A 25,419-nucleotide genomic window follows, 5' to 3' on the forward strand; every position below is an offset into this window, starting at 1 on the left:
CAGATATAGCATAACAACAAAATCATGTATTTTCAATCAAAAATCGAACTTTAACTGTAATTTTGTATTGAATTTACGTTTTTTGCTTAATATTAACAACTTTTTATGTTATAAAGTTAAGGTAAAGTTTGTTATTCGAAGGAGGAATTATATAATGGTTGCCAAAATATTAGATGGTAAACAAATTGCGAAAGATTATAGACAGAAGTTGAAAGAAGAAGTTGAATCATTGAAAGAGCAAGGTTTCACTCCTAAATTATCAGTTATTTTAGTAGGTAATGACGGTGCAAGCCAAAGCTACGTTAATTCTAAAAAGAAAGCTGCAGAAAAACTTGGTATGATTTCAGAAATCGTACATTTAGATGAATCTACTTCTGAAGAAGAAGTATTAAACGAACTAAAGCGTTTAAATGAAGATGATAGTGTTAGTGGGATCTTAGTCCAAGTTCCTTTACCAAAACAAGTTAGTGAACAAAAAATAATCGAGTCAATTAATCCTGATAAAGATGTTGATGGTTTCCATCCGACAAACATTGGTAAACTTTATATAGATGAACAAACTTTTGTACCATGTACACCGTTAGGTATTATGGAATTATTAAGCCACGCTGACATTGAAATCGAAGGTAAAGAAGCAATTATCATTGGCCGTAGCCATATTGTCGGTCAACCTGTTTATAAATTATTACTTCAAAAAAATGCAACTGTTACAATAATGCATTCAAAAACTAAGGACATGCATAGCCATCTTAAAAATGCAGATATTATAGTAAGTGCAGTTGGTCAACCTGGCATCGTATCGAAAGATGATGTGAAGGAAGGCGCAGTAGTAATCGATGTCGGTAATACGCCTGACGAAAATGGAAAATTAAAAGGTGACGTTGATTATGAGGACGTTAAAGAAATAGCTGGTGCAATCACACCGGTACCTGGAGGCGTAGGCCCAATGACTATTACAATGGTACTTAATAACACTTTATTAGCTGAAAAAATGCGTAGAGGGATTAAATAAATCCATCTTTTACTATATAATAGAGTCCAAGATAAAAATTAGTCTGACTTAACGTAAACGTCAATTTCTATTGAAATAATATAGAAATTGACGTTTTTTCTTGTTTTATTTAATTTAATGCATTTAATTTACATTTTCTTAATTCTAAAATACTTTCTCATATAATATAGAAGTTAATTAACATTTATTAATACAGGTACATAAATCTCATCAACTATGTATATAGTTCCCCTACCACTTTTAATAATATTAATTAACCACCTTATTTTGTTAAAAATTTGTTACATGTATTTACTAGATTCTAATTATAAACTAAACTTTACCTTCTAAGATGATTTTAGGACCATAGTACGATGTCTTATATATAAATATAGGCTATAGTTAATTTAAACTTAAGGTCAGTTTTCATACGGAGGTAAACGTCATGAATAAATTATTACAATCATTATCAGCTATCGGCGTATCTGCGACGTTAGTAACGCCTAACTTAAATGCTGAAGCAACAGATAATTCAATGCCAGAAATAAAAGGTGCTAAAGACACAATTGTAAAAAAAGGAAACGACTATAACTTATTAAATGGTGTGCATGCTTTTGATAAAGAAGATGGTGACCTAACAGATAAAATTAAAGTAAATGGTTATGTCGATACAAATAAAGAAGGTAAATATAAAGTAGAATATAAAGTTCAAGATTCAAATGGCGCTGTCGAAAAATCAGTACGCTATATAGAAGTAAAGTAAAATACATAAAACTTGTGGAACACTCTAATTGATAACGTTTATCAATGGAATGACGCCTTTTGTCATGATTCTTTCAATTTTGACGATTTTCACAAAATGTACACATAATTTTAACAAATCTTTCATCCCCCACCAGACGTTGATTCTGTTGGGGTTGTTTTAATTTTACAATAATTTTTTTACCACAAACACTTGTAAATATCGCGGAATATCTTAAAATTGATGGTAAGCCCTACAATTGTAGTATTAGGAGGTCAAAAAAAGTGTCAAAATTTAAGTCTTTGCTTCTACTATTTGGCTCACTAATTTTACTTAGTGGTTGTTCTAATGTAGAAGTTTTAAACCCAAAAGGGCCAATGGCAAGCGACTCGAAGTTTTTGATTATCTATTCAATTATCTTCATGCTCGTAATTATTGCTGTTGTACTTATCATGTTCGCTTTATTCTTAATCAAGTATAGATTAGGTAATAATAAAGAATCTGGTAAGATGCATCACAATTCATTAATCGAAGCAATATGGTTTATTGTTCCAATTATAATTGTTGTTGCCTTAGCAATACCTACGGTCAAATCATTGTACCAATATGAAAAACCACCAGAGAAAAAGGACGACCCACTTGTAGTTTATGCAACAAGTGCTGGTTACAAATGGTTCTTTAGTTATCCAGATGAAAAAATTGAAACTGTTAACCATTTAACAATCCCTAAAGATCGTCCAGTCGTATTTAAACTCCAATCAATGGATATGATGACAAGCTTCTGGATTCCACAACTTGGTGGTCAAAAATACGCTATGACAGGTATGACTATGGATTGGACGTTAACAGCGGATAAAACTGGAACGTTTAGAGGTCGTAACTCAAACTTTAATGGTGAAGGATTTGCTCGACAAACATTCGATGTACATTCTGTAAGCCAAAGCAAGTTTAATGACTGGGTTAAAGATGCTAAGAAGAAAAAAGTATTAGATCAAGATACTTTCGACAAGCAACTTTTACCTACGACTGAAAACAAAAATCTAACTTTCAGTGGTACGCACATGGCATTTGTGGATCCGGCTGCTGATCCTGAGTACGTATTCTACGCTTATAAACGTTATAACTACGTACAAAAAGACCCTAACTTTAATAGTGAAAAACAAATTAAAGAAGACGTCTTAAGCAAACCGGACAAACCAAAACGTAAACCACAAATTACAAATGCTAACTATGAACGTCATGGTATGAAGAAAATGATTTTACGCAACAACCAACCATATAATAGTGAATTCAAAGATAATGAATCACATAATATGGATGAAATGGAAAAAATCTCTAAAGGAGCTAAAGATAAAAAAGCTTCTGAAATTGAGAAAAAAGACCATGAACATGGAGGTGGACATTAATGAATTTTCCATGGGATCAATTACTCGTTCACGGTAACTGGATGATCACAATGGCACAAATTGGTGCCCCATTTATGATTATCGCTTTAGTGGCAGTAATTACGTACTTTAAATTATGGAAATATCTATACAGAGAATGGTTCACATCTATTGACCATAAAAAAATCGGTGCTATGTATATCATCTGTGCTGTACTAATGTTCGTGCGTGGTGGTATTGATGCGTTATTAATTCGTACTCAATTAACATTACCAGACAACAAGTTTTTAGAGTCTAACCACTATAACGAAATCTTTAGTACACATGGTGTTATCATGATTATCTTTATGGCTATGCCATTTATCTTCGGATTATGGAACGTAGTAGTACCATTACAAATTGGTGCTCGAGACGTAGCCTTCCCTGTACTAAACAACGTAAGTTTCTGGTTATTCTTCTCAGGAATGTTACTGTTCAACTTATCATTTATCGTTGGTGGTTCTCCTGCAGCAGGTTGGACTAACTACGCACCTCTCGCAGGTGAGTTCAGTCCAGGACCAGGTGTTAACTACTATCTAGTAGCAATCCAGATTTCTGGTCTTGGTACATTAATGACGGGTATTAACTTCTTCGTTACTATCCTTAGATGTAAAACACCAACAATGAAATTTATGGAAATGCCAATGTTTACTGTGACGACTTTCATCACAGCTTTAATCGTTATTTTGGCTTTCCCAGTATTAACTGTTGCATTAGCATTATTCACAACTGATAGAATCTTTGACACTGCATTCTTCTCAGTTGCGCATGGTGGTATGCCAATGCTTTGGGCAAACTTCTTCTGGGTATGGGGGCACCCTGAGGTTTATATCGTTATCTTGCCGGCATTTGGTGTTTATTCAGAAATAATACCTACATTTGCTCGTAAACGTTTATTCGGCCATCAAAGTATGGTATGGGCTACAGCAGGTATTGCATTCTTAAGTTTCTTAGTTTGGGTTCACCATTTCTTTACTATGGGTAATGGTGCATTAATTAACTCATTCTTCTCAATTACAACTATGATGATTGGTATTCCTACCGGAGTTAAATTATTCAACTGGTTATTCACATTGTATCAAGGTAGAATATCATTCGAATCACCAATGCTTTGGGCATTAGCTTTCATCCCTAACTTCCTATTAGGTGGTGTTACGGGTGTCATGCTAGCAATGGCAGCAGCCGATTACCAATACCATAATACGTACTTCTTAGTGGCACACTTCCACTATACGCTTGTTACTGGTGTTGTATTCGCTTGTCTAGGTGGTTTAATTTACTGGTATCCTAAGATGACTGGTTATAAATTAAACGAAACATTAAACAAATGGTGTTTCTGGTTATTCATGATCGGATTTAACGTTTGTTTCTTACCACAATTCGTACTAGGTTTAGATGGTATGCCACGTCGTCTATACACTTATATGCCAGAAGATGGTTGGTGGTTACTAAACGTAATTTCAACTATCGGTGCCTTATTAATGGCGGTTGGCTTTATGTTCCTAGTAGCAAGTATCGTATACAGTCACTTCACTTCACCACGTGAAGCTACTGGTGACAACTGGGACGGTTTAGGTCGTACTTTAGAATGGTCTACGGCTTCAGCTATGCCTCCTAAATATAACTTTGCTATCACTCCAGATTGGAATGATTATGATACGTTTGTAAACATGAAAGAACATGGTCGTCACTACTTAGACAACCATAATTATTCAGAAATTCACATGCCTAACAACACGCCAGTCGGTTTCTGGATGGGTATCTTCTTAACAATCGGAGGTTTCTTCTTAATCTTCGAAACAATCATTCCAGCTATTATATGCCTATTAGGTGTATTCGGTTGTATGATTTATAGAAGTTTCCAAATCGATCACGGTTATCACATTCATGTATCTGAAATCGAAGAAACTGAAGCTAGACTACGTGAGGCACGTAGAAGAGAAAGGGAGGCTGTAAGTCATGAGTCATGATACAAACACTATTGATTCACGTTCACACGAAGGTAATCTGAATAAACTTGGCTTTTGGATATTCCTTACAGCTGAATTTTCATTGTTCGGTACGTTATTCGCAACGCTATTAACATTACAACATGGCGGTGACTATGCGAACCAAATGACTACTGAACTATTCGAATTACCTTTAGTACTTATTATGACATTTGCATTGTTAATCAGCTCATATACTTGTGGTATTGCCATTTATTATATGAGAAAAGAAAATCAAAACTTAATGATGATTTGGATGATTATTACTGTCATTCTTGGTGCAGTATTCGTTGGCTTCGAAATTTACGAATTTAGCCACTATGCATCAGAAGGCGTAAACCCAACTATTGGTTCTTTCTGGTCTAGTTTCTTTATCTTACTAGGCACACACGGAGCCCACGTATCAGTTGGTATTTGTTGGATTATTTGTTTATTAATTCAAGTAGCAATGCGTGGATTAAATAAAGACAATGCTCCAAAATTATTTATAGTAAGTTTATACTGGCACTTTTTAGATGTTGTGTGGATCTTCATCTTCACTGCCGTATATATGATAGGGATGGTGTATAGCGGATGAATACTATAGTTAAACATACAGTAGGCTTTATTGCCTCTATCGTTCTGACACTCTTAGCAGTTTTCGTAACTCTATACACATCATTGACGTTAAACGCAAAAATTACGATTATTTTTGGCTTTGCTTTTGTTCAAGCTGCTGTACAATTATTAATGTTCATGCACTTAACTGAAGGTAAAGATGGTAACTTACAAAGTTTCAAAGTAATATTCGCGATTATCATTACGTTAATAATCATTATAGGTACTTATTGGGTAATGCAAGGCGGACACTCTCATCACCTATAATATATTAAAGACTTCTCCTTTACGGAGAAGTCTTTTTTTATTCCTAGTCCCCTTTTATTCACATCGTATCGTTTTAAATATTATAATAGTATATGAAGTTAACTTTACGTGTAGGAGGTAAACAATGAAACAACCAATTATTATTGATACTGATCCAGGTATAGATGACGCCGCTGCGATTAGTATCGCCTTAAACAACCCTCAATTTGATGTCAAAATGATATCAACTGTTAATGGTAATGTAGGCGTAGAAAAAACGACTGCAAATGCCTTGAAGCTAACAAACTATTTTAATAGTGATGTACCCGTACATCGAGGCGCATCTCACCCACTAATCTCAGATATTGTTAGTGCAAGTGATGTTCATGGTGAATCCGGTATGGATGGTTACTTATTTCCAGAAGTTGATTTAGATACCCTTGCGTCTAATAATGCTGTGCTTGCTATGTATGAAACGTTAAAAAATAGTACGGAGCCTATTACTATCATCCCTATCGGTCCGTTAACAAATATTGCCTTGTTGTTAAAAACTTTTCCAGAAGTTAAAGATAATATTAAAGAAATAGTAATGATGGGTGGTAGCGCTGGCAGAGGTAACGTTACGCCGACTGCTGAGTTTAATTTCTACTGTGACCCTGAAGCAGCGCGAATTGTTTTTAATTCAGGTTTACCATTAACTATGATTGGACTTGATGTGGCACGTAGTTCAACGTTAGTACATGCTAAAATTGATAAATTGAAATCATTAAATGAAACTGGCGATATGTTACACCAGTTGTTTTCACATTATCGTGGTGATGATTTCGAATACGGTATAAATATTTACGATGCATATACGATGTTATATTTATTACATCCAGAAAGTTTTGAAGTAGCAGAAGCATTAGTAGAAATTGAAACGGATAGTACACTTACTCGTGGTGCTAGTGCCACCGATTTTAAATCTCCTTATCCTAATAGCACAATCGTGTTATCAATAGATACTGATGAATTTGAAAAATTATTATTCGAAGCATTAGCACACTGTAAATAAAAAAATTCCTAAACAAGTTATATAATATAACTTGTTTAGGAATTTTTGTTTATTAATAGGTATGCCCTACTTGATTATAATCTCCACCTTGTTTCAAAATATTGTTGTAAATATGTTTGATTACAGCTTCATTTTTCACTGATGGATTTTCATAATTAGTGCCAACCACTACTATATATTTATCGTTAAAATAACAAGTAAATACGTGTCCATAAAAACCACCATTTATTCTATTTTTATCCTTATAAGAATAAAAACCATATCGATACGCGTCTGGATATCTTTTTGTTTTACTTTCTTTTATATAAGGCTGGGTTTGATTTTCTGGAAAAACACGATTACGTTGTAAATCTACAATAAATTTACCCATGTCATAAGGAGCCATATATAAGTTTCCTGCACCATAATATTGGTTTAATAATACAGGATCCATTAATTGAGGTTGATTATTAACTTTTTTATAACCAATAGCCATATCATTTTGTGCGTTCGGATCATCATAAAATGCAGTATGATGAAGTTTATATTTATGTACAATAGTTTCGTTAAATACTTTTGCATAAGGTTTATTCAACACAGATTCAATAACCTTTGCTAGTACTAGATAATTACCGTCATTATAGCGATGACGTTTATAAAAGCCTTCTTGAATGCCTCTTTGTTGTATAGCGTGCACCGCATCATCTAAATTATGGAAACTCGTTGATCCTTTATATTTAAACAATCCACTTTTATGCAACATTAAATCAGTTAATGGTATTGGTTTAGTAGTTGTGAACCATGGAATGTAATTCGAAACAGGGTTACTCATATTAATTTTTCCTTCATCTACTAATTTCTTTAACATAATTCCAGTAAAGAACTTTTGAGAAGAGCCAATAAGATACATCGTATTAGCACTGTTATGTTCGTTATTTTGGAAGTTTTTGATACCATAACCTTTGTTAAATTTAATTTTGCCATTATGAAAAACGGCTACTGAACCATTAAATTTTGCTTGTTGCAAGTAATCGTCTATTTCCTGATCTTGTGTGTCTTGTGCATCGAAAACTGTTTTTAATCGCTTCTCTTCTTTTTTATTGTGCGAAATTTGTTGTTGTTTGTTAATTACATTTGTCTTTGGCATAACCGACATATATTGTTTAAAGGCGTACACCCCTATAATAACTAATAAAATCAAAATTGCTGTAGTAACAATAATATATAACTTTTTACCAATGTTTATTTTCTTTTACCTTCCTCTTTGGTGTTATTCAATAAAAGTTTTAACAAATTGTTGTGAAATGTCGTCTATATTTTCTACATTTAATGAGAAATATAATTTAATTTTTGGCTCTGTTCCAGAGGGTCTTAAGGCAATAAAACCTTCGTCAAATATAAATCTAATTAAATTAGTCTTAGGTAAATCAAGCTGAGAGTCTGTTTCACTTTCTTTATCTATTAAGCTTCCTTTTTCATAATCTTCAATTTGACGAATGTTTAGACCACATATCGTAGCTAATTTATTATCCTCTTGTCTAAATTGTTGCATAATGCGTTCAATCTTAGCATTACCTTCTTGACCTTCAAACATAGGTGCTATTGTTTTATCTTTAAAATGACCAATATTGTTATAAATATCGTCTAATATTTCTTTAAAAGATAAACCGTTTTGAGCTAATAAATTTTTATATTTAATAATTAAAGGTACCATTTGAATTGCATCTTTATCTCTAGAAATTGACTGTGCTAAATAACCGTGACTTTCTTCAAACGCTAACAGTAATTTTTCTGAAGATGCTTCTTTCTGAGATAATAAATCTGAAATATATTTAAAACCTGTTAATACATTATTAACTGCTACATTAAGTGATTCAGCAAGCCTTTGTGCCATTTCACTTGTTACTATCGATTTAATAATATATAAATCGGAGTCTTCGACAATTAAATCCTGGTATCTAAGTTTCATTAAAATCAAGCCTATTTCATTTCCATTAAAATAATGATAATTTTGGTTATCATCAATTTCTACAAAGCCGAAACGGTCTGCATCTGGATCAGTTGCAATGACTAACTTAGCATCAGTTTGTCGTGCTAAGTCTATACCTTTATCAAAAGCTTCTACTTCTTCCGGATTAGCGCTCGTTACACTTGGAAAATCACCATCTGGTATCGATTGCTCTTGTTCAATAACATAATTGTTGTAGTCTAAATCATTCAGAATATCACTAAGTAAAGGTAAGCTCGTACCATGTAAGCTGGTCAACACAACTTTCACATTATCTTGTTCGATTTTACCTACTAAATTTTTTACTGCTTGTTTATAACTATTTGTTACCTCATCATTTAAATATTCAATTGTACCTTCAGCGATTAATTGATTGAAATCGCCTTTAGGTATGTCTAATGGCTTATCTATACTGTTAATGTATGTACTAAGTATTTCTGAATCTTCTGGTAACAGTTGGCCACCTTCGTGATTATATACTTTGATTCCATTATAATTTTTAGGATTGTGACTCGCAGTAATCATAATGCCTGCATTGGCTTGTAAATGCCTAACTGCAAAAGATAATTCGGGCGTTGATTTATAACTATTAGATATAATAGTTTGAATACCATTAGAAGCTAACACTGTTGCCATTTCATTACAAAATGCTTTAGACAGATGTCGCGTGTCAAAGTGTATAACTACTATAGGTCGTTTACAATTATTTTTTAAATAATTTGCGAAACCTAACGCCACTTTTCTGACAGTAAAGGCATTTAGTCTACCTGGTCCTATTCCAAAAGTGCTACGTATACCTGCAGTACCAAAAGAAAGTGTATTATTAAATCCTTCCTCAATTTGAGATTCGGATTGTTGTTCATAAAAAGGTTTAACTAAGCTTTCGTCTAATTTATCTAGCCATTGTTGTTTCATTATATGTATGCCTCCTATGCAACGTTAAACTGATTTAAAATTTTAGATATATGTTTAAAATTAAGTTATACTAGTTAGTGAGTTTGTTTACTTATAGTAACCTTTGAAATTATATTTTTCTTTGGTTTTATAACTATAACTACTATATTGCATTATACCGTAATTCATTCAATAAATCATTTTGAATAGATACATGAAAGTAATTTATACCTATTACAAATTTGTATACATAAAATGTTATATAAACTTAGTTGATATTTTTCTTTCAGAGTAATAAAATATTACCTTATAGTACATTTTCTTATTTACAAAATATTAATAAACTTACTAATAACATTAAGTTTTCCCTAAAATAAAATATTATGTACAAAATTTAATAAGTGGGAGCATCTATAATGAATAAAATTTTTAAATATTTTTTGATTTTACTTTCATTGCTATTAGTTGTTGCTCCGATAGTATTCGCTATTATTTTATTTAAAACTTCTCAAGGTGCTTTTGAGAACTCATTTAATAATAGCGATTCGGCGCGTAAATCAAATTTAAGAGATTCGAAAGTAAATGCATCAAAAGAACCTATTTCAATTTTGTTTTTAGGAATTGATGAAAATGACAACAGAAAAAAGAATGGTCAAAGTACAGAACATTCTAGAACAGATTCAATGATACTATCTACTTTAAACACTAAGAAAAAACAAATCAGAATGTTGAGTATCCCTCGTGATACTATCAGTTATATTCCTAAAGTTGGGTATTACGATAAAATTACACATGCTCACGCATATGGTGGCCCAGCAGCTTCAATGGACACGGTTGAAGCGACACTAAATGTTCCAGTAGATTACTATGTTAGAATTAACATGAAAGCTTTCGTTGATGCAGTAGATGAACTAGGTGGCATATATTTCAAAGTCCCTTATTCTATTAGTGAACCGAACATGAATGATACTGGTAAAACAAAAGTGAAAAAAGGTTACCAAAAATTAAATGGTGAACAAGCTTTAGCCGTAGCTAGAACTAGACATCAAGACTCCGACTTAAAACGTGGTCAGCGTCAAATGCAATTATTAAAAGCTTTATTTGCAAAAGCACAAAAATCTGATTCCTTTAATAAATTAGATGATGTTATTAAAATTGTTGGTAAAAATTCTAAACACAACTTAAGCTATAAAGAAATACGAGCATTAGCTTCTGTATATCTTAAAAAAGATGTTAATCTTAAAACAACTCAACTTAAAGGTAAAGACGATTACCTAAGTGGTGTTTATTATTACAATCCTGACATTAAAAACATCAAAGATACTTCTAACATATTAAGAAAAGATTTAAATTTACCAAAAATCACTGATAAAAATGATTTCTTAAACCAACGTGTTATTGATCATTATGGTGATTTAGTACCACAAACCGAAATTGATAAGAGTTTATTACGTAAAAATCAAAACGATACTACTGATGACAATGATAAAAATTCATCTGATAATGCATCTTCATCAGACGATAGCAATAATCAGTCAAACGGTAATGACAATAATAGTAATAACCAACAAAATTATGATCAAAGTCAGCAACAACAGCAAGGACAACCACAACAAGATCAGCAACAAAATCAGCAACAACAGCAAGGACAACCACAACAAGATCAGCAACAAAATCAGCAGCAACAAGACCAGCAACAAGATCAACAACAAGACCAACAGCAAAATGGCGATCCTAATCAACAACAGCAACAACAACCTAATGCTGATCCAAACCAACAACAAGCACAATATTAATTTTATTAGAGAGGAGCACACTATATGACGCGAAAAACTTACGATAAATTAGCTCATATAAATGGTATGTTCAATGTTTTAGAACAACAAATAATTCACAGTAAAGATATGGCACTTTTTAGAAACGAGTTTTTCTATGTAAACCATGAACATCGTGAAAATTATGAAGCGCTACGTATTTATTATAAAGATAGTGATGCAAATCCAGTCGTTGATGGTGCTTGCTATATTGTCGCTTTACCTGAAATTTTTGATAAAGTTGATGTTTTTGAATCTGAATTACCTTTTTCATGGGTTTATGATCAAAACGGTATAACTGATACAATGCAACAAATTAGTGTGCCAATTCAATATTTAATTGCCGCTGCTCTAGAAGTAACAGATGTTAATTTATTTACACCATCTGGATTTACTATGGGAATGAATAATTGGAACATTGCACAAATGCGAATCTTTTGGCAATATACAGCTATAATTCGTAAAGAGGCACAATAATTATTAACCACCCTATCGTTACTAAACGATAGGGTTTTTATTTAATCTTAATAATATTTATGAAAAGAGGCATTAATATGTTTAAAGTAGTTGAAAATCATACAGAATTGGAACAAGCATACGACATTAGAAAAAAAGTTTTCGTTAACGAACAAGGTGTTCCTGTAGAAAATGAATTGGATAATTATGAAGAAGTTGCAACACATATTATAGGATATGACACGGATAACTCGCCTATTGCGACTGCTAGATTTCGCCCTTTTGGTGAAGGCGTCAAAATTGAACGTGTAGCAGTAATAAAAGAACAAAGGAAATCAGGAATCGGTAAAGTGTTAATGCGATTTATTGAACAGGTAGCACAACAATCTGGCTATGAAAAATTAATTTTAAACGCTCAAATTCAAGCCCAACCCTTTTATGATAATCTAGGTTACTCACCTATCGGAGAAATTTTCATGGAAGAAAATATTGAACATATTAAAATGACCAAGTCCCTTTAATATTTTTATTAAATCTATAATCAACCAAATTATTATTTTGTAATATTAAAAAATTGGTATTTTAGAGCAAATATAGATTTATCATGGCTCCAAGACGATTTCTCTTAAATTTTGCACATTACTATTTCATTACAAATTAATGAAAATCGAACAAGATAGTTTTCGGCGTATTATAATTAGATAAATTAATCATTAATAAGTAAAGGGGTAGTAACATGCCAAAAAAATTTAATTACAAAGCGCCTTCAATTATCGCTCTAACTTTAGCAGGAACCGCTTTGACAACACATCATGCGCATGCTTCTGAGAAAACTCAAGATCAAACACCAAACAAAAATGTATTAAACGATGACAATGCACTTAAAGAAAGTGAACAAATCAAAAGTGACGTAAGTAAACCTACTACTAACGTTTCGGGGACACAAGCTTATCAAGATCCGACAGTTATTAAAGCGCAAGATGAGTCTATTAATCAAAACTATGATGCATCATTAGACAACTTACATAATGATTCGACTAACGATGAAAACAGTAATACTCAGTCACCTTCTGAACAAACTCAAGTTGATAGTACGAGTAACACTGAACAAGAAAGTAATACTACTGACGAAGCAAAAGTGTCAGCAACTGAAGATGAGGCAGTACAGACTAAAGAACAAACAACATATATTAAAGGGACAACACAACAAAAGGATGAAGACACTGATAAAGCAGTAGAAACTTCAAATAATGACAATCCAGAAACTTTTGCTCAAGATGAATCAGATACTAAAGACTCAGCTGATTTTAATGTACAAAATTATAATGTTGAGGACAACGATGCTGATACACCACAATTCGTTCAAAACAACACATCAGATGATCAATCATCAAATGTTAAATTGACTGACACTAATGATAATGACATAACTCAATCAAATACAAACAAAGTCAACAAAGACCAACAATCTACTGCTACTAAAGTTGATAATTCTATTCAAAAACCAGAAGCTCAACAAACAACAGCTAATACTGAAGATAGTAAAGCTAAAACAGTTACGCCTGTGAATTCTACTAAGTCTGTTGACACTGTTCAAAAACCAGCGGCTCAACAAACGACTACTAAAGTTGAAGATAGTAAAACTAAAACTGCTGCGCCTGTGGCTGCCGCTCAGTTAAAAGCAGCTAATACAAGTACAACTCAAAAAGCAACAACTACGTCAAGTAAATCAGAAGTTTCAGATCAAAAAGCGACTACATCAAATGGCGCGACAGCATTCAGAATGGCAGTAGCAACACCTAAATTACGTACAGTTGCTGCTACTAATACAACTCAAAAGGCAACTGTAAAAAAAGAAGCAGCAACAAAAGCTACTACTAGTTTACCTAAATATACACCACAAGTTAAATCTTCTATCAATGATTACATTCGTAGTAAAAACTATACTGTACCTAAATATGAAGAAGATATCGCTAGCTATTTACCAAAATATAGTTATCGCAATGGTAAACCTGAAGGAATCGTAATGCACGATACTGCGAATGATAATTCAACGATCCAAGGCGAAGTTAACTACATGAAAAATAACTACAATTCAGCTTTCGTACATGCTTATGTAGACGGCAATAGAGTTATTGAAACTGCCAACACAGACTATTTAGCTTGGGGTGCTGGTCCAGCCGCTAATGATAGATTCATTCATGTTGAATTAGTGCATACTCATACTGCAGACGATTTTGCTCGCTCAATCAATAACTATGCGGACTATGCAGCAACTAACTTACTCTATTATGGATTAAAACCTGACAGTGCAGAATATGACGGTCAAGGTACAGTGTGGACGCATAGAGCGGTAAGTAATTATTTAGGTGGAACTGATCATTCTGACCCACACGGTTACCTACAATCACACGGTTACACATACGATGAACTTTATGATTTAATCAATGAAAAATATTTAATTAAAACTGGTAAAGTGGCAGCTTGGGGCACAAAAAGTTCTGGTAGTACAAGTGGCAACACTGGTGGTAGTACAAAACCTTCCGGAGGTAGCACTGGCACTACTACACCTACAGGTAAGCTAACAGTTTCTAACTTAACTAATACACAAGGTACTGTTAAAACAACCAATAGTGGCCTTTATACTTCAGTTTATGACACTACTGGTAAAAAGAACTCAACAATTAATGGTAAAACTTATCAATTAACTAAAAAAGCAACACTTGGTAGTAAATCTTTCTACCTTATAACTGACAATAAAACGAACTTAGGTTGGATGCAAACTGGTGATATTACTGTTAAAAAACCTGCCGCTTCTACAAGTAGCAAGTTAACAGTTACTGCCTTGAAAAACACACAAGGTACTGTTAAGACTACAAACCATGGTGTCTACACGACTGTATATGATAAAGCAGGTGTTAAAAATTCCAACATCAACGGTAAAACTTATCAATTATCTAAAAAAGCAACACTTGGTAGTAAATCTTTCTACCTTATAACTGATAGTAAATCTAAAACGAATTTAGGTTGGTTACAAACTGGTGATATCACTGTTAAGGCTGCTACTACTGCTAAAACTAAAGCTGCAGTTGCACCTAAACCAGCTGCTAAACCAAAGACTGAAGCTACAACAAAAGCTACAACAAATCAAACACTAAATGTAAGTAAAATTGGCCAAACAAACCCATCAAAACTAGGCATCAAAGCTTCAGTTTATGATAAAACAGCTAAAGATGGCTCAAAATTTGCTGGTAAAACATTTAATGTAACTAAACAACGTAAACAAGGTAATACAACATATGTCCTAATCCAAAACAGTACAAATGGTACACCTATTGGTTGGGTCGATACTAAACATATCAATACACGTAATCTAAGCAAAGCAGCTGCGAAAAAAGGTGAATATGTAGTTAAATCTACAAATAGTGGACTCTATGCGATTCCTTGGGGTACTAAATCTCAAATTATCGAGCCATCAAAAAACCTAAATAACAAGGCTTTTACATCTTCAAAATCAGTATTTGTAGACAAAGACGAATATGTATACGGTACTGTTAACAACAAAACTGGTTGGATTGCTTTGAAAGATTTAGGCGTTAAAGCTAAAACGCCAGTGGTGAAAAAACCAACTACTAAAGCACAACCTGTAGATTATACTAAAGCTAAAAAGCAAAACTTTGATTATGTCGTATATAATAAAACAGGTTATTTCTATAACTCACCTACTGCTAAGACTGCAGGATCATTAAATCAATATTATTCTACAATCTTTGCAAGTTATGAAAAACTCGTTATTAATGGTGTAACTTGGTATCATGGCACATTAGAAAATGGTAAAAAAGTTTGGATTAAAGAGTCTGACTTACGTAAAGAACTAGTTAAATACATCAGTACTGGTCAAACATTAGATCAAGCTGCAGCTAAACAATACAATTTATCATTCAAACCACAAGTGCAACGTGTACCTGGTAAATGGCAAAACGCTACATTAAGTGAAATTAAAAATGCTATGAACACAGCTGTTTTATCTATAGATAGTACTCAAAAATATCAGTTCTTACGTTTAGATAAATCTCAAGATCTTAGTACTGAAAACTTAAATAAATTACTACAAGGTAAGGGTATTTTAGAAGGTCAAGGTGCGGCATTTAAAGAGGCAGCGAAAACATATAACATTAACGAAGTTTACCTTATTTCACATGCCTTACTAGAAACTGGTAATGGTACTTCTACATTAGCTAATGGTGGCGATGTTATAAATAATAAAGTAAATACTAAAGCTACTACTAAGTATTACAATATGTTTGGTATTGGAGCTTATGATAGCGATGCAGTAAGACAAGGCTTTATTCGTGCTAAACAAGAAGGTTGGAATACTGTTAGAAAAGCTATTATTGGTGGAGCTAAATTTATAGCTAATTCTTACATCCATCAAGGTCAAAATACGCTATACAAAATGCGTTGGAATCCATCTAACCCAGGTACACATCAATATGCAACAGACGTTAACTGGGCTAAACATAATGCAACACGTATTAAAGGATTCTATGACTCAATGGGTCAAGTTGGTAAATTCTTTGATGTTAACACTTATATTTAAATCTTATTAAAATAACATACAAGAGGCTGAGACGTTATAATTATGTCTCAGCCTTAACTTTTAAATTCATAATAAAACTTAGTTTTTCGAATTTAAGGTTATTCAATTTATTTAAAGTTACTGTCTAATTACATTGGTAACGCCCAGCAACTTTCATTAGTAATATTTTAAAACGTTGTATATCTTCTTCAGTTAAACCATGGCACCGTGCTTCGATTAATTCAACTCTACTATTTATTATTTGTTGAATTAATAATCGAGACTTTTCAGTCAAAATGATGTCTTTACATCTTAAGTCTGTTTTATTTTGAACACTCTTCAAGTACCCTAATTTACATAGTTTCTTTATCCAACGCGAAACGATAGATTGTTCTTTATTAAGTTTCATCGTTAATTCGTATTGAGATAACTTGGAGTGGTTAAAAACAATAGTTAATAGTTCAATTTGTTCAGAAGTTAGTTCAGTATACTGTCCAAATCTTCTACTAACCAAATTTAATTCATTGCTCGTATGTGTTAAAAGTTTTTCTAGTTGTTTATACAAAGTTGATCATCTCCACTACTTTTATATAATTTTATTATAAAATCGTTTGTACTATCTCTCAACAATAATCTAACTAATACTCAATTTTGTTGCAATACTGGTAGTTTTTATAATAAATTATAGATATTGAGCATTTTACTAAAGGAGCAGAATCATGACACAAATTAAAGAAAGAGATTACTTTTTTGATAATGCCCGTGCCCTATTAATATTTCTTGTCGTATTTGGACATTTAATGGAACCCTATAGGAGTTCAAGTGGATTTATCACATCATTATATTTAACAATTTATAGTTTCCATATGCCTGGGTTCTTATTTATTTCAGGATACTTTGCTAAAAAGGCAGGCCAAGCAGGTTACATAGAAAAATTATCGAAGAAATTATTAATTCCATATTTTATTTTCTTCGCATTCTTCTCTGTCTTTTATTATTTTACAGGAAAAGAGAGTAAATTAACTTTTGATCCATTCGATCCAGTATTTGCGTTATGGTTCTTACTTACACTATTCTTCTTCCATATTATATTGGTTATAGTAAAAGACTATAAGCCATATATTATTTTACCTTTAGTAGTTGTTGTTTCTTTATTAGCAGGTTTCTCTGATGATATTGGGCAATATTTAAGTTTATCTAGAACAATAACATTTTTCCCTATATTCTATTTAGGTTATTTATTTAATAAACATCATACTGCTATATTTAGAAATAAAAAGCTCATTCCTATATCCATTATTATCTTTATAGTCTTTTATTTCGGTTATACAATTCACCCTATTAAATCAGACTGGTTATTCGGAAGAGCGAGCTACGTTTCATTAGAGGACAAAGAAGGCGTGTACAGTCCGATTAAGCGACTGGTTATTTATTGCGGTATTCTACTTTTAATGTTTGCATTCTTTAACTTAACACCGAAACGTAAACATTTCTTTACTTATATTGGCAGAAGAACGATGCAGGTTTATTTATTACATGGAATCTTTATTGGTATTATTAAAGCTTTAGATTTCCATCCATTTAAATCTCCAACTTCTGTGCTAACATATATATATTTACTCATAATGGCAGCAATAATCGTCTACTTATTATCAACGCATTTCGTTGCGAAATGGACGAACCCTGTCATTCATTTAAAACGTCCGGCAGATTATCGTGACTAGTATTTTACCGAATTGTTATACTTCAATCTATGTTATGCTAGAACTAATTTGAATTGTTCAAATGACCTTCTACAGATTGTTGATAACAATTCGGAATTTTTTATTTTTGAGGTGAAATCATGCAACTATCATTAAACGACCAGTCTAAATTTTTACGCGCCCCAAGTATTCGTCAGTTTTCCAATAGAATGAAAAATATTGACGATTGCGTTAATTTGACAATTGGCCAACCAGACTTTACGATGCCACAAGTTGTAAAGGATGCTTATATTAATGCTATTAATGAGGATATGACAAGTTATTCTCACAATAAAGGATTAAGTGAAACAAGACAGGCCGTAAGTAATTATTTTAATAACAAATATGGTTTTTTCTATGACGAAGAAGAAATTATAATCACTAATGGCGCGAGTGAAGCTTTAGATACAGCTTTAAGAAGTATATTGAACCCTGGCGACGAGATTATCATTCCTGGACCTGTTTATGCGGGCTATATACCTCTTGTAGAGACACTCGGTGGCGTTCCAATATATATCGATACAACCGCTACTGATTATAAAGTTACACCTACTACAATTGAGCAGCATATAACGCCACGTACAAAAGCAATTTTACTCAATTACCCAACTAACCCTACTGGTGTTACATTGAGCTATGATGAAGTAAAAGCAGTTGCCAATACATTAAGTAAACATGAAATTTTTGTAATTAGTGATGAAATATATGCCGAAAATACTTTTAATGGAGAACATACGTCATTCGCACAATTCTCTATATTAAGAGACCAATTGTTACTTATAGGTGGATTAAGTAAGTCACATTCGGCTACTGGTATTCGTATTGGTTTCTTAATAGGTCCTTTATATTTAATCGAAAAATTAACGTTTATGCACGCCTATAATTGTATTTGTGCTAATGTACCAGCCCAAGTAGCTTGTATTGCTGCTTTAAATGAAGGCTTAGAAGCACCTCAATATATGAATGAAGCATACATTGAACGTAAAAATTACTTAGTGTCAGAGTTGGAATCCCTTGGCTTCGAGTTGAAAGCAAAACCTGAAGGTGCTTTTTACATTTTCCCTGATATTTCAAAATTTACAAATGATGATTTTGATTTCTGCGTTAAACTACTCGAAGAAGCACATTTAGCCATCGTACCCGGTTCTTCATTTACCGATTATGGCAAAGGCCATGTTAGAATTTCATATGCTTATGACCTCGAAGTACTTAAAGAAGGTATGCGTAGATTGAAAAAATTTATGACTGATAATTATAACTAAATATTATTAATAGAACTTAAAAACATCTCACTAAGTAACCATATACTCAGTGAGATGTTTTTTAACTAGTATTAATTTTCAATCTATTTAGAGTTTATATTAATATCAACGAATTTGCGTAAAATATGCGTATAATCGTTTAAGTCTTCATCTGACATATTAAATTGAAGTAATACATCTGTTATTACTTGACTAAAGTGCTTTTTCAATTCAACACCTTCGTCAGTTAAAATCACCTTAACACGTCGTTCATCTTCTTCAGTACGCCTTCTTTTAATTAAATTCTTCTTTTCTAATCTTTTAATTATAGGACTTATTGTACCTGAATCTAAAAATAATTCATCACATAAAGTTTTAATAAATATAGGATTACTTTCCTCAATATATTGTAAGACGATAAAATTTGGAAAACTAATATCATATTGTTTTAAGTATTGGTTAAATCTACTAACCACTTCTTTATTTGATACATAAAATAAAAAACAAAATTCTCTCTTTATATCATTGTCATAGTCCATTGTTATAACTTCACCTCGTACACTATAATAAAATACGCAATATTTTATGTGTCAATTATTTATTTTTAAAATATAACAATGAATGTATCAAAGTAATAATTTTTTTATATTATTTAATGGCGCGTTATAGTTTTGAATCTATATATATAGCAACTATTTATATATAAAAACAAATATTGCCAAACAAAAAATAAAATAATCGTAATAAATACTTGTCTACATATATAACTACCAAATAATAAATAATTAAATCATAAAAGGTGGCTTATTCTTAGACAAATTGACCATTAATATTTTAGTCTATTTTTGCTAATTAAAATGCACTAAATCATTTTAATTAGCAAAAATAAAATGCCAATTGCTATTTAAATTTCTAGCAATTGGCATTTTTAACTAAATATACTTACATCTTTGACTTATAAAATATATTTTATGGGAATTTAGGGAATTGATCAAAGTCAGGATCGCGTTTTTCTTTAAATGCGTCACGACCTTCTTTTGCTTCATCAGTTGTATAATATAATAACGTTGCGTCCCCTGCCATTTGTTGTAATCCTGCTAAACCATCAGTATCAGCATTCATAGCAGCTTTCAAGAATCTTAAAGCAGTTGGTGAATGTTGCATGATTTCTTCACACCATTGTACTGTTTCATCTTCAATATCTGCTAGAGGTACTACTGTATTAACTAAGCCCATATCTAATGCTTCTTGAGCATTGTATTGGCGACATAAATACCAAATTTCACGTGCTTTTTTATGTCCTACTATACGAGCTAAGTAACCTGAACCATAACCTGCATCAAATGAACCAACTTTTGGTCCTGTTTGACCGAAAATAGCATTATCAGCAGCAATTGTTAAATCACATACTACGTTTAATACATTACCGCCTCCGATAGCATAGCCTCTAACCATAGCAATAACTGGTTTAGGAATAACACGGATTAAACGTTGTAAATCTAAAACATTTAAACGTGGAACTTGGTCAGTTCCTACATAGCCACCGTGGCCACGTTTCTTTTGGTCTCCGCCTGAACAAAATGCTTTGTCACCTTCACCAGTTAAAATGATTACTGAGATACGTTGGTCATCTCTCGCACGGCTAAATGCATCAATCATCTCTTGCACTGTATCAGGAGTAAAGGCATTGCGAACTTCTGGTCTATTTATCGTTACCTTTGCTATCCCATTATAAAATTCGTACTTTATCTCTTTATACTCTCTTATAGTTTCCCACTGTCTAGTCATTTTGCTCCTCCTTAAATAAAAAACCTAATACTATTCTACCAAATTCTTCAGCATCTTCCACATGAACTGTATGTCCAACATTAGAAATCTTGCTAACTTCTGATTGATCTATTTCTTTATTCAAACGTTGACTAATTTCACAAAACTTACGGTCTAGCTCTCCCACGATGATTAACGTAGGCACTTTAATATTATGAATGTCATGCCATAAATTAGGCATATTACCTGTACCATAATCTCTTAAAGCTTGAGCTAAACGATTAGGATCTTGATTCATTCGCATCGTTCTAATACGTCGTTGACTACTTTTATCCAAATCATATTGCGTTTGAAATAAAGGTAATTTTTCCCAGTCATTAACAAATACTTCTAAACCTGCTATGTCTAATACCTTTGCCCGAGCTTTATCAACTTGCTGGCGTTCAACACGATTTTCTGCAGAATCAATTCCTGCAGAAGTGCTTTCTAAAATTAAACCATGCACCGTCATTTTACCATTAAGTGCATAATATAATGCAACTCTGCCACCCATAGAATAACCATGCAAATAAATATCATAATTCGAAAATGTTTCTAAGGTATCATCTAAATAGTGACTAATAGTATTAAAATTCCATTCTTCATCACGTGTCGTTTCATCATTCCCATGTCCAGGTAAGTCTATCGTTAATACATTTACGTCATTATTAAATGATGATAATAAATGATCAAAGCTAGTATGATCACTTATAAAACCATGTAACAATACTAATAATTTATTGCTATCTTTTTGAGCAGGATGAAAATTATAATTTAGCATTAACGATTGCTCCTAACTTGTCATATAGCACTGTATGCTGTTCTTTATTAACATCTCTATCTGTAATGACTTCATAAACATGTGCGCCAATTTGTGAAAGTGATTCATATTTGAAATCCTCAATGCTGTCGATTTTTTTATAAGTAAAATTATAAAGTAATGCTGCATGTTCAAATTTCAAACCAGTAGGCGTACCAAATAAACGTTCAAAATACTCTTCTGCGCTATTTTTTTGAGGTAGATAAGAGAAAATACCGCCACCATCGTTGTTTAACAAGATGATATTTAAATTAATATCATTAAGTTTAGACATGAGTAAGCCATTCATATCATGATAGAAAGCTAAATCACCAATTAATAAAGTAACTTTTTTATGCACAGCCATACCAATTGCAGTTGATACAACACCATCAATGCCATTTGCACCACGATTAGCATATACTTCTGCTTCGCAATCAATATATAAATTATCGACATCTCTAATTGGCATACTATTACTTACGAACAGCGTATCTTGTGCCGTTAACTTATCTAATAAATGCGCAACGTAAGCCGCTTCATCATTTGCATTATAAACATAATCTTTGATTTCTGCTTTCGCTCTTTTTTCCAATTCTTGCCAATAATGTAACCATTGTAAACGTTCCACCGAAGAGACCTCTGCTAATTGTCTAAAGAAATCATTGGCTGATATTTCATAAGAAATATGTGGTGCAATTGGAAACGCATCAGGTCTATCATTATTTTGTACAAGTATTTGATAGGCTTTAGTACGTTTTAACCATTGATTCAACGCTTTCGATATCACTGGTTTACCAACTCGAATAATAAAGTCTACTTCATCATCTAATCCTGCTCTAAACATTAAATCATAAGTGGAAATTACATTAGGATGCTTAATTTTACGTAGCTGACTCAATGGGTCTGCCAAAATAGGTACATCATGTATTGTTGAAAAAGTTAAAATTTGATCGACATCTTCATGTTGCACATCACCAACAATAACTAGCCCACGTTTTTTCTTAATAATAGTTGCTATTTCATTGAGCGTTGCCGTTTTTTGATAATGTGGGACTGGCTTAACGTCAGAAGTTAACATACTTCGTTCTTCTAAGTCTGGCGTTAATGGCTCCCTAAACGGTAAATTAAAATGAATAGGTCCTCTGTGTGGACCGTAGAGATGTTGACTTGCTTTTTGTAATTGAAAAGCAATTGTGTCGCCCATTTTATCTTCATATTCCCCACTATCTGCTATTGGAAAATCGAATTGATATTGCACATAATTTTCGAACATTTGTGTTTGATTAATGGCTTGCGGCGCACCAATGCCTCTTAATTCGTGTGGTCTATCACTCGTTAATACGACCAACGGTAATCTGCTAATCTGACTTTCGGCTATTGCTGGCGTATAATTCGCTGCAGCTGTACCCGAAGTACACAACACTGCAACAGGCTTTTCACTACCTTTCATTAAACCTAACGCAAAAAAGGCCGCACTACGTTCATCGGGATGTATCCAAGAAGTAAGTTTAGGATGGGCTTCAATCGCAATTGCTAAAGGCGTTGAACGAGACCCAGGGCTTATAACAACTTCTCTAATTCCATATGCATATAGTTCAGATGCTAAAGTATAAACTTGTTTTGTTAGCGCTTCTTTATGATTCATCATCTTTATCTACTCCTAAAGCTTTCATCATTGGCGTGAATTTTATTGCTGTTTCTTCAACTTCACTGTCAGGATTTGAATTATTTACGATGCCACAACCAGCATATAATGTTGCACTTTGACCTTTTATCAACATCGAACGGATAGCTACTACAAATTCGCAATTATCATACATATCGATATAACCCACAGGCGCACCATATAAGCCTCTCGTACCAAATTCATGCTCATCTATATATTTTACAGCTCTTTCTTTAGGAAAGCCGCCTAAAGCTGGTGTAGGATGTAAATTATCTAACAAACCTATATATGATTCACTTTTCAAGTCACCTTTTATTTCAGTTAACAAATGGAATAAATGATCGTTAGCTAAAATTTTAGGGCTATCATTATATTGAATAGCATTAACATATGGATTAATATCATGTAAGATACTTTTAACTACAAATTGGTGCTCATTTAAATTTTTAGTGTCATTTAAAAATGCATCGATATTGCGTTGGTCAATTGTTTCATCATGTGAACGACTAATCGTACCTGCGATAGCTTTAGTGTAAAGAACTTCGTCTTCTACTTCCATTAATTGTTCTGGTGTCTGCGAAAAGAAAATACTATTCGCAGATTCTAAAACAACTAAGTAACTATTTTTCTCGCCTTGCATTGCTTGTTTGAGTATATAAGCTATATTAATAGGTTTATCAAATTCAACTAATCTTTTACGTGCAAGTACAACTTTACTTTCGTCGTTTAATTTGGCAATCGTTTCTTTGACTAAGTCACGCCATTCTTCTTTATATATATCTTCAATCGACTCAACATTCCCCATATCTAAATCAATGTGTTTAGATGGTTGAGTCAGGTATTCTACAACGGATTTGAAATACTTAATATCGAAATTTTGTCGTTCTCCTGTATAAGTAACATATGAAATACCATTACTAATCGTTACTAATACTTCGGGTAAGGTAAAATGATTAAGTCCAAATTCATTCCATTCATCACTTTCTTTATGTGCAGAAAATTGAAAGCCTCCACAAATTCTTAAATGATGATAAGTAGAATTAGGATGTATTAATTCAATATCATTTTTATATTTTCCCCATTCTTGAAAAATAGATTGTTTGTTTTGTAAATCGTTTTTTAACTGTTTTATAGTACCGTAACCAAAATATGAAGCTGAGTTGTCATTTTTCTTAAAATAAAAACGATCTCCAGCATATGCTTCGGTTAATTGAAATAACATAGTCGGGTCAAGTTCATGGTCTATTTGAGCTTCGACGGAAACCCAATTACGTTCACTTGCGTGTACCGCTGCGACGATTTCATCTTCCCTGACATCCACACTCATCTCGTTCACTTCTTTCATATTTCAAATTTAACTCATTATTATATTGTAACATCTTTCACAATC

At 32.6% G+C, this 25,419-nt stretch carries 21 protein-coding genes; 13 read left to right on the forward strand and 8 right to left on the reverse strand.

The features are described from left to right. Nucleotides 1-154 precede the first annotated feature (154 nt). The 7 genes from folD (at nucleotide 155) to rihC (ending at nucleotide 7,042) form a co-directional block, all read left to right on the forward strand. Complete coding sequence (gene folD / locus C7J89_RS10410; RefSeq protein ID WP_103295914.1) at nucleotides 155-1,012, forward strand: bifunctional methylenetetrahydrofolate dehydrogenase/methenyltetrahydrofolate cyclohydrolase FolD; 858 nt, start codon at nucleotides 155-157, stop codon at nucleotides 1,010-1,012. A gap of 424 nt (nucleotides 1,013-1,436) precedes the next feature. After that, nucleotides 1,437-1,754, forward strand: a complete 318-nt coding sequence (locus C7J89_RS10415) for an immunoglobulin-like domain-containing protein (RefSeq protein ID WP_061854997.1) — start codon at nucleotides 1,437-1,439, stop codon at nucleotides 1,752-1,754. A 263-nt stretch (nucleotides 1,755-2,017) separates the two neighbouring features. Continuing rightward, nucleotides 2,018-3,139, forward strand: a complete 1,122-nt coding sequence (qoxA, locus tag C7J89_RS10420; protein WP_061854998.1) for a cytochrome aa3 quinol oxidase subunit II — start codon at nucleotides 2,018-2,020, stop codon at nucleotides 3,137-3,139. Continuing rightward, nucleotides 3,139-5,127, forward strand: coding sequence for a cytochrome aa3 quinol oxidase subunit I (qoxB, locus tag C7J89_RS10425; protein WP_103296084.1), 1,989 nt, complete (start codon nucleotides 3,139-3,141; stop codon nucleotides 5,125-5,127). Before qoxA ends, qoxB begins: the two co-directional genes overlap by 1 nt. Next, nucleotides 5,117-5,722, forward strand: coding sequence for a cytochrome aa3 quinol oxidase subunit III (gene qoxC, locus C7J89_RS10430; RefSeq protein ID WP_103296083.1), 606 nt, complete (start codon nucleotides 5,117-5,119; stop codon nucleotides 5,720-5,722). Before qoxB ends, qoxC begins: the two co-directional genes overlap by 11 nt. Beyond that, complete coding sequence (gene qoxD / locus C7J89_RS10435; RefSeq protein ID WP_048794237.1) at nucleotides 5,719-6,009, forward strand: cytochrome aa3 quinol oxidase subunit IV; 291 nt, start codon at nucleotides 5,719-5,721, stop codon at nucleotides 6,007-6,009. Before qoxC ends, qoxD begins: the two co-directional genes overlap by 4 nt. A 124-nt stretch (nucleotides 6,010-6,133) precedes the next feature. Then, nucleotides 6,134-7,042, forward strand: coding sequence for a ribonucleoside hydrolase RihC (rihC, locus tag C7J89_RS10440; RefSeq protein WP_103296082.1), 909 nt, complete (start codon nucleotides 6,134-6,136; stop codon nucleotides 7,040-7,042). A gap of 52 nt (nucleotides 7,043-7,094) precedes the next feature. Here rihC and C7J89_RS10445 read toward each other — a convergent pair whose 3' ends face one another. Next, complete coding sequence (locus tag C7J89_RS10445) at nucleotides 7,095-8,168, reverse strand: serine hydrolase domain-containing protein (protein ID WP_229294281.1); 1,074 nt, start codon at nucleotides 8,166-8,168, stop codon at nucleotides 7,095-7,097. A gap of 123 nt (nucleotides 8,169-8,291) precedes the next feature. Further along, entirely contained in the window at nucleotides 8,292-9,944 is a 1,653-nt protein-coding gene (locus tag C7J89_RS10450; protein ID WP_103296080.1) for a phospho-sugar mutase, read from the reverse strand. A 395-nt stretch (nucleotides 9,945-10,339) separates the two neighbouring features. On the opposite strand from C7J89_RS10450, the gene C7J89_RS10455 reads away from it, so the two are divergent. The 4 genes from C7J89_RS10455 to C7J89_RS10470 all read left to right on the forward strand — a co-directional run bounded on the left by C7J89_RS10455 (nucleotide 10,340) and on the right by C7J89_RS10470 (nucleotide 16,793). Continuing rightward, nucleotides 10,340-11,719: an LCP family protein gene (locus C7J89_RS10455; RefSeq protein WP_103296147.1), complete on the forward strand. Its 1,380-nt coding sequence runs from the start codon at nucleotides 10,340-10,342 to the stop codon at nucleotides 11,717-11,719. Nucleotides 11,720-11,743: 24 nt separating this feature from the next. Beyond that, entirely contained in the window at nucleotides 11,744-12,214 is a 471-nt protein-coding gene (locus C7J89_RS10460; protein ID WP_061855005.1) for a DUF2538 family protein, read from the forward strand. Between the two features lie 77 nt (nucleotides 12,215-12,291). Next, nucleotides 12,292-12,714: a GNAT family N-acetyltransferase gene (locus C7J89_RS10465; protein ID WP_103296148.1), complete on the forward strand. Its 423-nt coding sequence runs from the start codon at nucleotides 12,292-12,294 to the stop codon at nucleotides 12,712-12,714. A gap of 215 nt (nucleotides 12,715-12,929) precedes the next feature. Then, nucleotides 12,930-16,793, forward strand: a complete 3,864-nt coding sequence (locus tag C7J89_RS10470; protein ID WP_103296041.1) for an N-acetylmuramoyl-L-alanine amidase — start codon at nucleotides 12,930-12,932, stop codon at nucleotides 16,791-16,793. Between the two features lie 124 nt (nucleotides 16,794-16,917). Here C7J89_RS10470 and C7J89_RS10475 read toward each other — a convergent pair whose 3' ends face one another. Continuing rightward, complete coding sequence (locus tag C7J89_RS10475; RefSeq protein ID WP_103296042.1) at nucleotides 16,918-17,337, reverse strand: MarR family transcriptional regulator; 420 nt, start codon at nucleotides 17,335-17,337, stop codon at nucleotides 16,918-16,920. 154 nt (nucleotides 17,338-17,491) lie between these two features. Here C7J89_RS10475 and C7J89_RS10480 point away from each other — a divergent pair, with 154 nt between their 5' ends. Together C7J89_RS10480 and C7J89_RS10485 are read left to right on the forward strand one after the other, a co-directional pair. Then, a complete protein-coding gene (locus C7J89_RS10480; RefSeq protein ID WP_061855009.1) occupies nucleotides 17,492-18,496 on the forward strand; it encodes an acyltransferase family protein in 1,005 nt (334 codons plus the stop codon). A 119-nt stretch (nucleotides 18,497-18,615) separates the two neighbouring features. Beyond that, the gene (locus C7J89_RS10485; protein WP_103296043.1) at nucleotides 18,616-19,776 is read left to right on the forward strand and encodes an aminotransferase class I/II-fold pyridoxal phosphate-dependent enzyme; all 1,161 of its coding nucleotides are present in this window, start codon (nucleotides 18,616-18,618) and stop codon (nucleotides 19,774-19,776) included. 83 nt (nucleotides 19,777-19,859) lie between these two features. Here the strand turns inward: C7J89_RS10485 and C7J89_RS10490 are convergent, their stop codons facing one another. The 5 genes from C7J89_RS10490 to C7J89_RS10510 all read right to left on the reverse strand — a co-directional run bounded on the left by C7J89_RS10490 (nucleotide 19,860) and on the right by C7J89_RS10510 (nucleotide 25,356). After that, on the reverse strand, nucleotides 19,860-20,300 hold the full coding sequence (locus tag C7J89_RS10490; protein ID WP_170066464.1) for a MarR family winged helix-turn-helix transcriptional regulator: 441 nt from the start codon (nucleotides 20,298-20,300) through the stop codon (nucleotides 19,860-19,862). A 424-nt stretch (nucleotides 20,301-20,724) separates the two neighbouring features. Further along, on the reverse strand, nucleotides 20,725-21,543 hold the full coding sequence (gene menB, locus C7J89_RS10495; protein ID WP_061855012.1) for a 1,4-dihydroxy-2-naphthoyl-CoA synthase: 819 nt from the start codon (nucleotides 21,541-21,543) through the stop codon (nucleotides 20,725-20,727). Further along, on the reverse strand, nucleotides 21,536-22,342 hold the full coding sequence (menH, locus tag C7J89_RS10500) for a 2-succinyl-6-hydroxy-2,4-cyclohexadiene-1-carboxylate synthase (protein WP_103296044.1): 807 nt from the start codon (nucleotides 22,340-22,342) through the stop codon (nucleotides 21,536-21,538). The genes menB and menH overlap by 8 nt, the downstream gene beginning before the upstream one ends. Further along, the gene (gene menD, locus C7J89_RS10505) at nucleotides 22,329-24,011 is read right to left on the reverse strand and encodes a 2-succinyl-5-enolpyruvyl-6-hydroxy-3-cyclohexene-1-carboxylic-acid synthase (RefSeq protein WP_061855014.1); all 1,683 of its coding nucleotides are present in this window, start codon (nucleotides 24,009-24,011) and stop codon (nucleotides 22,329-22,331) included. Before menD ends, menH begins: the two co-directional genes overlap by 14 nt. Continuing rightward, nucleotides 23,998-25,356, reverse strand: coding sequence for an isochorismate synthase (locus tag C7J89_RS10510; protein WP_103296045.1), 1,359 nt, complete (start codon nucleotides 25,354-25,356; stop codon nucleotides 23,998-24,000). The genes menD and C7J89_RS10510 overlap by 14 nt, the downstream gene beginning before the upstream one ends. Nucleotides 25,357-25,419 lie beyond the last annotated feature (63 nt).

The organism is Staphylococcus kloosii, assembly GCF_003019255.1.
Taxonomy (GTDB): Bacteria; Bacillota; Bacilli; order Staphylococcales; family Staphylococcaceae; genus Staphylococcus; species Staphylococcus kloosii.

What these genes read in the sequence shown, in the direction of transcription:
- C7J89_RS10415 (WP_061854997.1), top strand. Translation starts at nt 1,437, where the DNA reads ATGAATAAATTATTACAATCATTATCAGCTATCGGCGTATCTGCGACG.
- C7J89_RS10455 (WP_103296147.1), top strand. Translation starts at nt 10,340, where the DNA reads ATGAATAAAATTTTTAAATATTTTTTGATTTTACTTTCATTGCTATTA.
- C7J89_RS10485 (WP_103296043.1), top strand. Translation starts at nt 18,616, where the DNA reads ATGCAACTATCATTAAACGACCAGTCTAAATTTTTACGCGCCCCAAGT.
- C7J89_RS10460 (WP_061855005.1), top strand. Translation starts at nt 11,744, where the DNA reads ATGACGCGAAAAACTTACGATAAATTAGCTCATATAAATGGTATGTTC.
- folD (WP_103295914.1), top strand. Translation starts at nt 155, where the DNA reads ATGGTTGCCAAAATATTAGATGGTAAACAAATTGCGAAAGATTATAGA.
- qoxB (WP_103296084.1), top strand. Translation starts at nt 3,139, where the DNA reads ATGAATTTTCCATGGGATCAATTACTCGTTCACGGTAACTGGATGATC.
- C7J89_RS10470 (WP_103296041.1), top strand. Translation starts at nt 12,930, where the DNA reads ATGCCAAAAAAATTTAATTACAAAGCGCCTTCAATTATCGCTCTAACT.
- C7J89_RS10445 (WP_229294281.1), bottom strand. Translation starts at nt 8,168, where the DNA reads ATGCCAAAGACAAATGTAATTAACAAACAACAACAAATTTCGCACAAT.
- C7J89_RS10450 (WP_103296080.1), bottom strand. Translation starts at nt 9,944, where the DNA reads ATGAAACAACAATGGCTAGATAAATTAGACGAAAGCTTAGTTAAACCT.
- rihC (WP_103296082.1), top strand. Translation starts at nt 6,134, where the DNA reads ATGAAACAACCAATTATTATTGATACTGATCCAGGTATAGATGACGCC.
- menD (WP_061855014.1), bottom strand. Translation starts at nt 24,011, where the DNA reads ATGATGAATCATAAAGAAGCGCTAACAAAACAAGTTTATACTTTAGCA.
- menB (WP_061855012.1), bottom strand. Translation starts at nt 21,543, where the DNA reads ATGACTAGACAGTGGGAAACTATAAGAGAGTATAAAGAGATAAAGTAC.
- C7J89_RS10510 (WP_103296045.1), bottom strand. Translation starts at nt 25,356, where the DNA reads ATGAGTGTGGATGTCAGGGAAGATGAAATCGTCGCAGCGGTACACGCA.
- qoxD (WP_048794237.1), top strand. Translation starts at nt 5,719, where the DNA reads ATGAATACTATAGTTAAACATACAGTAGGCTTTATTGCCTCTATCGTT.
- menH (WP_103296044.1), bottom strand. Translation starts at nt 22,342, where the DNA reads ATGCTAAATTATAATTTTCATCCTGCTCAAAAAGATAGCAATAAATTA.
- qoxC (WP_103296083.1), top strand. Translation starts at nt 5,117, where the DNA reads ATGAGTCATGATACAAACACTATTGATTCACGTTCACACGAAGGTAAT.
- C7J89_RS10480 (WP_061855009.1), top strand. Translation starts at nt 17,492, where the DNA reads ATGACACAAATTAAAGAAAGAGATTACTTTTTTGATAATGCCCGTGCC.
- C7J89_RS10465 (WP_103296148.1), top strand. Translation starts at nt 12,292, where the DNA reads ATGTTTAAAGTAGTTGAAAATCATACAGAATTGGAACAAGCATACGAC.